The sequence below is a fragment of the Cupriavidus sp. 05N40 genome, from assembly GCF_056397305.1.
Map to the genome: position 1 here is coordinate 1 of NZ_JBFTND010000250.1, position 9,201 is coordinate 9,201.

Below are 9,201 nucleotides of genomic sequence, written 5' to 3' on the forward strand. Positions count from 1 at the left end.
GAGAGGGACAACGGAAACGGATCACTGATGCGTGTTCTGCCGTTGGCCCTATGGCATACCGGCAGCGATGAAGCATTGGTCCGGGACGCACACCTTCAGTCATTACCGACCCATGCCCATCCCCGGTCACTGGTAGCCTGTGCGTTCTACTGTTTGGCCGCAAGGGGATACTTGAACCAGCTTCCCGATCCGTGGGTCTGGGCTGATGGCCGTCTGGCCGAAATTTACCAAGACTGGCCCAATGAACGAGAACGGAAGGCGTTCTTGCGCGAACTGGACGTGCTGAGAGGCTTCCCAAAGACTGACCAGCCGCGAGGGACCGGGTATGTCATTGACACAGTCTGGTCCACGCGTCGCGCACTGGAAGAAGCGTCGTTCGAAGCCGTGGTCCGCGCTGCTATCCAATTCGGGCACGACACTGACACGACTGCTGCCGTCGCTGGTGGGCTGGCCGGGATCAGGTTCGGACTGGCCGGGATGCCAACGCGATGGCTGGAACAGCTTCGCGGGTTCGAAGTGGTGGAACCATTGATCTTCCGATTCGAGGCGACGATGCCAGACAACCCGTAGTCGTCATTTAGCGAATTCGCCCCACGGCGTGCAGGAATGCATGGCCGTGGGGCGTGATGCGACTGGAGGTCTGTGGCTCAGGAAAGCAATGTCGTGATAGCGGCTGTGAGACCAGAGGCAATAAGGTTTCCGGCTGCGCCTTCACAAACCTGCCGGATGGAGTTCAGCGCGGTTCTAAGCCTACCTTCATCAGGTTCGGACTTGCATGTTTCACGGTCGAGGTCGTCCAAGAGTTGTGATACCTGATTTGCCGTGTTGGCAGGTAGCGCATTGATTGATGCTCTTGTTTGCTGAACTAGATCACGCACACTATCAACAGATAGCGATCCTGTGACCTGTTGATTGTTAGTCACCGTTGCGTTGTCGGAAACGTTTCCTACAACGCCTGCATTTTGGATAAAAAACTGTTGTGTCACTGGTTTCGCCTCCTGCTTTTCCGTAAGGGTGAACGACATGTTTTCACCCAGAACGCCAGCCTGTTCCAGCTTGAGACTCCAATCAAGGGTAAGATTTCGAACTGAATCGAAGATTCCAGTTAGGTGTCCCTTCGACAAGCGGAGACTGAACTTCATGTCTTCGCGAAACAGTTGTTGGAGACCCCGTTGCTGTTCGAAGGGGAACGGAAGCATTGCATGATCGCTATCATCGGCGAGCAACGGTTCCATCGATCCAAGAGATTGGCCCACCCGTGCCTCTGAACAAAGGTCGTGAAGTTCCGAATCTGGAAACTGCACAGGAATCCACCCACGAATTGGGTTGAATGCTTGGCATTCGCCAGTAAAGATTCGATACTTTGGCAGATAGGATAGGTCGCGGTATCCGTTCAGCTCGCAATCGATCCAGTCCACTGCATCAGCCACTGCAAGTTTTGTCGCCACCAGTTTTGCCGTTCGGACTAACTGAACAACGGACGCGCTTTGATCCACGGCCATACGTTGTAGTTCTATAACCAGCGGGAGGCTCATCGCATTACTGGTGTAGTTTGAAAGCAACAGTATGCCACACGGAAATTCCGTCGATGGCTGAACTCGCCATCCTCATCGGCAACGACACAGACACAACTGCTGCCGTCGCTGGTGGGCTGACCGGGATCAGGTTCGGACTGGCCGGGATGCCAACGCGATGGCTGGAACAGTTGCCGGACACTGACCGGACGACATTGTTAGCAGTTGAGGATGTAGCCGTCAGCGATGGCCCACGCCGTCGTCAACAGCTTGACGGCGTCTGCTTCCGGGACGACATCGGGTTCTCCGTGACGTGTTGCCCGCGCTGCGGTTTCCAGTAACCTTGTTGCAGATTCATCACAACCTGCGATCTGACGTAAGGTGTTCCACTGCGTTGCCTTGTTTGTCCGGTCGAGTGATCGGGTGGCAATGCAGTGCTGTCGCAGCGATTCAATGGCGCGGTAACAGTGGAACGCAACGTCATCGGGTTCCTTCATCGCCGTGATAAGGTCCCGCAAGCAACGGTGGATGAAAACCCCCGCTTCGCCTTGCAGCTTGGGACGCATGGCCGCAATTCGAACGTCAAGATCGACCCCGCGATTTAGGTCGCTGATACACCGCACGTCAATGCCAAAGACTTGATCGAGGCCGACTTCCGGGCAAATCGCCCTTCGGATTTCGACATCGTGGGTGTGGCCTAGGACGTATCCCACCATGTCCATTTCCAACTGGACAAAGTACTTGACGACGTTTCTCAGGTCCAGTGCGTTCCACTCAACGTCTGTTTCAACCCAGACGGCAACCTGATTCAGAAGAATTCGAACATCGGCTTTCGCATCGACGCCGGATGCAGCATGCCTGAACTTCGCGGAGATGCGGTGATCCGGTATCTGAGCGCGTTCGGGATGGACTATGCCATCAAGGAAGTATCGGTACATGGGTCGTGCTTACCCGTTTAGCCATTAATTCCGTCATGCGCGAGAACGCTCGGATGTTCAACGCGCTCCCAGTTTGCCAATGCGGAAGTCAAGCCGTGCGCATGTCGATCCAAAATACTGTCTCCGCCATCTAGCTGCGGCATCAGCAGTCGTATCGATGTCCATAGGCGACGCACATGCTGTACCGAATCAGGAAGTAGAAAGGCGTCGGGTGACAGGCGAGACGCATACTTTCGCAACAGCATTCGGGCTCTTGGATGCGGGTGTCCTCCAACTTCGCAATGGTGCCAATACTCTTGATCGCGGAAAATTCCGCCTGACGCCTTGCGCATGGCCTGCGGTGTGAACTGCCGACGTAAGGCAACCGGGTCCGCGCCATACCATCTTTCAAGCTGCGAAGGGTCGGCATAGGCTTGGAACGCGAGATATTCAACCTCGATAAGTTGCCTGAGAAGAGTCCCTGCCGGGTACTCTCGCTGTGCGCGAAGCAGGATCGCAATTCCACTTGCAAGCTCCGACGCAAGGTTGGCTAGAAGGGCGGCAGCGAGTAGTCGGTCGCTTTTGAAGAGATGACCCGCGACGTGCAATTCGCCAGCTATTCCGCTGAACGCAACGGACGCCGATTCGAGTGCTTCGTAGCGCGATGAAACAATCTCGTCGTTTGCTGCGGCGGCCATGAACGACTCGATCATGCCTAATCCGTTCGAACCTGAACTCATGTTAGTGCCTCATGGCTGTCGCAATCTGAAGCATGTGATTATCCTCTGGCATCTGACGGACATCGCCAGTATCGGCGCAGAACATGAAGTCGATCCCATCGAAGACCTTCGACCGGCCTGTCCGAACTGCCACGCGATGCCGGTCCCCGACGTTGCTTCGGGCGACCGTAACACCCACCAGTATCGACGACAAGTGTTACCGCTGGCCTTTCTTGGCACGTACTCGGGCACGATCCCAATCGACCACGGCACAGGGTACGCCATTCGGGCCAAGCACGCCTTGTTCAACTTCATCGTCCTCTTCCTGCTGACCGCTGTCGGCAACAACCGTCAGCGCAGGTGCGGCTACCGCATGCTTCGACTTGCCATCCGGCTGGACCGATTGCTGAATATCCAGTCGTGGCAGCGACCGAACGATCTTCATCGTTTCCAGACTTACCGTCACCACGCGCTGGAACAATTCCAGTGGGTAGCGTGGGTTGCCTATGGTTTCCGCCGCCCAATCGTTCGCGTCATTGACAATGCCGCTGTCCTTGTCGGTCTTCACGCACTGGCGTTCTACTACCCAATCCAGCGCCGGTTTGCCGTTCACCACGTACTCATAGGCTTCCAGCGGGATGCCGGTCAGGGTGATCTTGTCGTTGTAGTGCAGCGTAGTCAGGTCTTTGTCCTTGCCCTTCTTGCCATAGCGCATCTTCTCGACGCGGTAGTCGGCATCGGTCAACAGCAAGCCGCCGCCGACGATGTTCAGCGGGTACTTCTCCACCGATTCATAGTTGACGTGCAGATCGGCCAGCTTTCGGCCAGCCTTCGAGAAGGCCCAGAAGGCAGCAGCGGTCTTCACGCAAGGGATACGGGGCAGTTCCTKGCGCAGCGTGTCGGCGTATCGTTCCCGGTAGTCCGGCGCGTGCAGCAGGCCGTAGACGTAGTAGAACACATCGTCTTTGCCAATGTGCTCACCCGGATAGGCCGCTTGGACGTGCATCAGACCTTCGTCCGTCAGCGCATCTCGGCGTTCGTGCTGTGCCGTGGCTGCGGTCGGTGTTTCGAACAGTTCGGCGTTCGGTGACGCTTCGGCGATTTCATCGACAGGTTCGTCATACAAGTACAACGGGAAGCATTGGGACCCGTCGATGTCCGCCGTATGCAGACTTGGCACGCTGTTGACCATCAATGCCGTGAATGCTGTACGCCCGCCAGTACCTGACAAGACGATGACCAGATTCTCCGCTTCCGCGTGCGGGAACATGCGTGGCACCCGGTACACCATTTCATTGAAGCGACGGTTGAAGTACAGCCACTGTTTTGTGAACGGGCGATACACGCTAGGGATGAGGCATTGCGCTTCAAACTCAAAGCGGCGGTCTTTCACCAGTTCTTGCTTCAGTGCACGCGTCCAACTGATCTTCGTGGGGTCGGTGTCGATGAAGCCATCGACCTTGGCTTCCCGCGCCTTTTTGTCCACCCCTGCCGTGGCTTTGGCAAACCGCATCGCTTCATCGTTGTAAGCGTCGATCATGCGGGTCATGTTCGCCACTACGTCGGCCTTGGAAGAGTTGTAACACCAAGCATCGCGCTGAGTCTTGACGCCACCGGAGTAGCTTTCAAACAGCGCCTGCTGTTCCTTCCCATCCTTGTCGCCAAGGGCGATGTACTCACCAAAGCGGTCGTCCCGCTGCTTCAACCAATCGCCATGCTGGTCCGGCGTGATAGACCGCCAGCCGTCACCTTCCGTGATCCCGGCGATGCTGGCGAAAGCACCAATCCTGTCCAGCTTCTCTTCGCGGGTCAGGTAGTCGCCGATGTCGTGGAAGTAAATCTGGCCGTGCCGAGTTGCGTTTGGATTCTTGATCAGCACCGAAATCGCAATCGGCGCACGGCTGCCACCGCCAAAAATCTTGCCGCCTTCCCTACGCGATACTTCACCAGAAGTTCTCTGATTTCCCCGCAGATGGAACACATAGATGCTGCTGAACTCGTCGGCCAAGCACTTACGCAGGCCATCGGCGGTGTTGGCATCCAAAAATCCCGCATTGGTGACAAAGCCGATCACACCGCTGTTGCCGACGCGGTCGCTGGCCCACCGGATCGCGCGGATGTAGCTGTCGTACAGCGCATTCTTGTTCGTGGCACTGGACCGCTCGGCATACGTGCTTCGGATGCGGCTGTCGAGATGTGGGTATGCCACATTCTGGTTGTTGTCGTTCGCGCTGTCCTGACCAGCCGAGTATGGCGGGTTGCCGAAGATGACGCGGATGTCCAACTTCTTCTGGCGCTTGCGGCGGGCGCTGTTGTTCGCCAGCAAGGCGTCCACCATATCTTCCTTCTCGTAAAGCTGGAAGGTGTCGGTGAGACAGATGCCTTCAAAGGGCTGGTACTTACCGCCGACAATGCCGTGATACACCGCTTCGATGTTGATTGCGGCGATGTAATACGCCAGCAGCACGATCTCGTTCGCGTGAATTTCGTGCTTGTACTTATGCGGCAGTTCTTCCGGCTTGATCAGTCCGCTTTGCAGTAGCCGAGTGATGAAGGTTCCAGTTCCGGTGAACGGATCGATAATGTGCACGCCCTTGCTGCCAAGCGTCTGGCCGAATTCGGCTTGCAGGATGTGGGCAACGCTGTGGATGATGAAGTCCACCACTTCGACTGGCGTGTAGACGATGCCCAACCGCTCGGTCATCTTGGGGAAGGCATTGCGGAAGAATTTATCGTACAACTCCACGACGATCTTTTGCTTGCCCGCCGCATTGTCGATGCCTTCGGCACGCAGCTTCACGCTTTCATAGAAGCGTTCCAGTGTGTCCGCTTCCTTGTCCAGTCGGTGTTCATGTAGCACATCCAGAACGTTCTGCATGGCGATGGACATTGGATTGTGCTGTGCGAAGCTGTAGTCTTGGAACAGTGCGTCGAACACCGGCTTGGTGATGAGATGCTGCGCCAGCATCTCGATGATTTCGCCGTCCGTGATGCTGCCGTTCAGGTCGTCGCGTAGTTCGTGGGCGAAGGCGTGGAAGGCTTCCCGTTCCTTGGCATTGTCGGGGTTCTCGATGATGCCGGTGATGCGGTCGATGTGGGTGCGGGCGATCTTGGCGATGTCGTTGGCCCAATCTTCCCAATGGTGGCGGTTGCCGACCTTCTGTACCAGCTTGGCATAGATGGCCTTCTCGATCTCGCCGATCTCAAATTGCAGGTCGATCTGATCTTCTTTACTAGAACGTTTGCCGACTTCGCCGATGGTATAGCCGCCCTTCGCGGCGTCCTTGTTCTTGGCACCCTTGGACTTCTTATCCTGCTTCTTCTGGATTTTGTCGGTGATGGCGATGATCTCCATCTTGCTGGTGTCCTTGCCGACCAAATCCAACTTGTTCACCATCGCATCGAAGCGGTCATCGTGCGAGCGCAGGGCTTGCAGAACTTGCCACACCACACCATAGGTCTTGTTGTCGTTGAGTGCGTCATGCGCTTCCACGCCTGCCGGGATCACCACGGGCAGGATGACGTATCCCCGCTTCTTTCCGGGGGCGGTGCGCATAACACGACCCACAGACTGCACTACGTCTACCTGAGAGTTGCGCGGCGTCAGGAACAGCACGGCATCCAATGCGGGAACGTCCACACCTTCGGAAAGGCAACGGACATTGCTAAGGATACGGCAGGTGTTTTCCGGTGTTTCAGCCTTGAGCCACGTGAGCTTTTGTTCTTTTTCGCTGGCGTTCATGCTGCCATCCACGTGTTCGGCTTCGCAGGTAAGGCGGGCCACCTGTTCGAATTCTTCCTGTTCCTGATACGCCTCAACCACGGCTTGGAACATGCCTGCGATCTGCTTCGAACTGACCTTATGCGCCTTCGCACCTTTCGAGACTTCAATGACCTGACAGAAGGCCACGGCACGTTGCATGGCTGCGCCATCGCCCACCAAGTCATCAGTCAGCCCCTGTTTCGAGAGTGCCTTCCAACAGCCGACGATCTTGGCGGCGTCGTCCACCTTGAGTTGGTTGTTGTCATCTGCCAGCAGGGATTGCAGGCGACGGCTGACGTGGGCTTCTTCCACCGCCAGTACGATGACTTTGTAATCGACCAGCAGACCACGCTTGACGGCTTCCGAAAATGTGATGACGAACAGTTCCGTGCCGAACAGTTCTTCGTCATCCATCGAACACAGCGCCACATTGTCCTTTTCGGCGCTGGCCTTCGCGGCATCGCCATAGATACGCGGCGTGGCAGTCATGTACAGGCGCTTGGCACTGCGGATGAAGTCGGCGTCGTGGACCTTGACGAAGGCGCTTTCGTCGTCGCTGTCGAAGGTGGCCCCGGTGGTGCGGTGCGCTTCGTCACAGACGATCAGGTCGAACGCCGGTAGGCCGGATTCCTTCTGGGCACGGCTGATGACATCAATGGAATGGTAAGTGCTGAAAACGACGCTCATATGCTGCGCGTCGTGTCGCTTGTTCATTTCCGCCGCAAGGCGTGCCGGTTCGGTCGTCGCCGGATAGCGCAATTCGTGAACGAAGGTCTGAACAGCGTCATCTTCCTTCTTCCGCTTTTTGCCCACGTCGCTGTCCGAACACACGGCAAAGCTATGAAGCGGCGTCTCGCTTTCCTGTGTCCATTCGGTCAAGGATTGCGACAGCAATGACAGGCTTGGAACAAGGAACAGGACGCGCTTGCCAGCACCAGCCAATGCTTCCGCAATCTTCAAACTGCAAAAAGTCTTCCCCGTACCACATGCCATTATCAACTTGCCACGGTCGGCATCCGCAAGACCATGAACGACCGCGTTCAACGCACTCGTTTGGTGCTCGCGCAACAGCTTTTTCGGCTTGATGACCGGTACGGCCTTCGGCTGGTACTGGCTCCAATCGATCTGGCTCTCTTCAAGGGCGGTCAGGTCGATCTTGCTGACAGGCGGCTGCTGGTCAAGCAACGCGTCTTCGGCGTGGTCACTCCAATGATTCGTCGTGGCGACGATGATCCGGCGCGTGAAGGGCTTCTTGCCCGATGCCGTGAAGAAGCTGTCGATGTCGCTCTTCTGGACCTTATGATCCGGCGCAAACAGCTTGCACTGAATGGCGTGATATTCGCCGGTGCCCTGCGTCTTCGAAACAAGGTCGATACCAGCGTCGCGTTTGTCCAGTCCTTGTAGGTCCGCCCACTGTGCATAAGTCCACACATCGCTGTACAGATCGCGGTAAGTGGCTTCGTTGCGCAGGTAGCAGACGATCAACTCTTCGAAGTAGGTTCCTTTCTCACGTTCGGACGCGGCGGCTTGGCGGAAGGTATCGAGCAGTTTTTCTAGGGCGGTCATTCTTGGCTTGTCGTCCGAAGGTCGCTTGGCGCAACGTGAAGGTGGCTATTATGCCTTCGCGTTCCGACGTATCGGGCGGATCAGTTGTTGCGAATGACAGACGGTGGCTAAAGATCGGTTGCCCGAAGCAGCATTTGTGATGGCGATGCAATCGGGCCAATCCGGAAGCACATGAAAAGTCCCGCCGAAGCGCCGGGGGGCGTTGGGGCGGGCAGAAGTGTGGGAATCAGGGAGTGTGATCCCGTACATCTGATGTATAGGACCGTTGATGCTTATGTTCAATCCTTCATATGACGACGCATGGTCCAMGCCGATCCGAGAAAGCTGGCCTGCGCGGCATGTCCGAAACCGAGCACATGCGGACTGCCCGAATTTGCATGTCCGAAACTATGCTTGTAAACATTTCGGACGGGGTGTAATATTCGTACTCCACTTTCGGACACATGAGGTGCGGATGTCACGACTTTTTGCTTACTGCCGGGTATCGACTGCGGACCAGACGACTGAGAACCAAGTCAGGGAGATTGAAGCGGCGGGATTCACTGTGGCGAAGCAGCGGATTATTGCGGAAACGATATCAGGTTCCGTCGCCGCATCCGAACGCAAGGGCTTCTCCAAGCTGCTGGATCGGCTTGAAGGTGGAGATGTACTTATCGTCACAAAACTTGATCGGCTCGGCAGAAATGCCATCGACGTGCGAACCACGGTGGACCGTCTGGAAG

6 protein-coding genes and 1 pseudogene are annotated in these 9,201 nt (G+C 56.4%); 3 read left to right on the plus strand and 4 right to left on the minus strand.

What is annotated here, in order from left to right:
* Positions 1-570, plus strand: a 570-nt coding sequence (locus AC1DO7_RS36155) for an ADP-ribosylglycohydrolase family protein (protein ID WP_477117217.1), incomplete at its 5' end; no start/stop codon positions are given.
* A 77-nt stretch (positions 571-647) separates the two neighbouring features.
* Here AC1DO7_RS36155 and AC1DO7_RS36160 read toward each other — a convergent pair.
* Positions 648-1,535 (minus strand): AbiTii domain-containing protein, encoded by an 888-nt coding sequence (locus AC1DO7_RS36160; RefSeq protein ID WP_477117218.1) that lies wholly within the window; start codon positions 1,533-1,535, stop codon positions 648-650.
* Positions 1,536-1,552: 17 nt separating this feature from the next.
* Here AC1DO7_RS36160 and AC1DO7_RS36165 point away from each other — a divergent pair.
* Positions 1,553-1,681, plus strand: a pseudogene (locus tag AC1DO7_RS36165) (ADP-ribosylglycohydrolase family protein); the annotation flags it as partial.
* Between the two features lie 51 nt (positions 1,682-1,732).
* Here AC1DO7_RS36165 and AC1DO7_RS36170 read toward each other — a convergent pair.
* The 3 genes from AC1DO7_RS36170 to AC1DO7_RS36180 all read right to left on the minus strand — a co-directional run bounded on the left by AC1DO7_RS36170 (position 1,733) and on the right by AC1DO7_RS36180 (position 8,479).
* Positions 1,733-2,452, minus strand: coding sequence for a DUF8168 domain-containing protein (locus tag AC1DO7_RS36170; RefSeq protein ID WP_477117219.1), 720 nt, complete (start codon positions 2,450-2,452; stop codon positions 1,733-1,735).
* Positions 2,453-2,469: 17 nt separating this feature from the next.
* On the minus strand, positions 2,470-3,144 hold the full coding sequence (locus tag AC1DO7_RS36175; RefSeq protein WP_477117220.1) for a hypothetical protein: 675 nt from the start codon (positions 3,142-3,144) through the stop codon (positions 2,470-2,472).
* Between the two features lie 223 nt (positions 3,145-3,367).
* The gene (locus AC1DO7_RS36180; protein ID WP_477117221.1) at positions 3,368-8,479 is read right to left on the minus strand and encodes a DEAD/DEAH box helicase; all 5,112 of its coding nucleotides are present in this window, start codon (positions 8,477-8,479) and stop codon (positions 3,368-3,370) included.
* Positions 8,480-8,933: 454 nt separating this feature from the next.
* Here AC1DO7_RS36180 and AC1DO7_RS36185 point away from each other — a divergent pair.
* Positions 8,934-9,201 (plus strand): recombinase family protein (locus AC1DO7_RS36185; protein ID WP_477117222.1); only part of this gene is annotated, 268 nt, incomplete at its 3' end.

Bases quoted from the DNA above. Each gene is read 5' to 3' on its own strand.
- AC1DO7_RS36160 (WP_477117218.1), bottom strand. From the start codon at position 1,535: ATGAGCCTCCCGCTGGTTATAGAACTACAACGTATGGCCGTGGATCAA.
- AC1DO7_RS36170 (WP_477117219.1), bottom strand. From the start codon at position 2,452: ATGTACCGATACTTCCTTGATGGCATAGTCCATCCCGAACGCGCTCAG.
- AC1DO7_RS36175 (WP_477117220.1), bottom strand. From the start codon at position 3,144: ATGATCGAGTCGTTCATGGCCGCCGCAGCAAACGACGAGATTGTTTCA.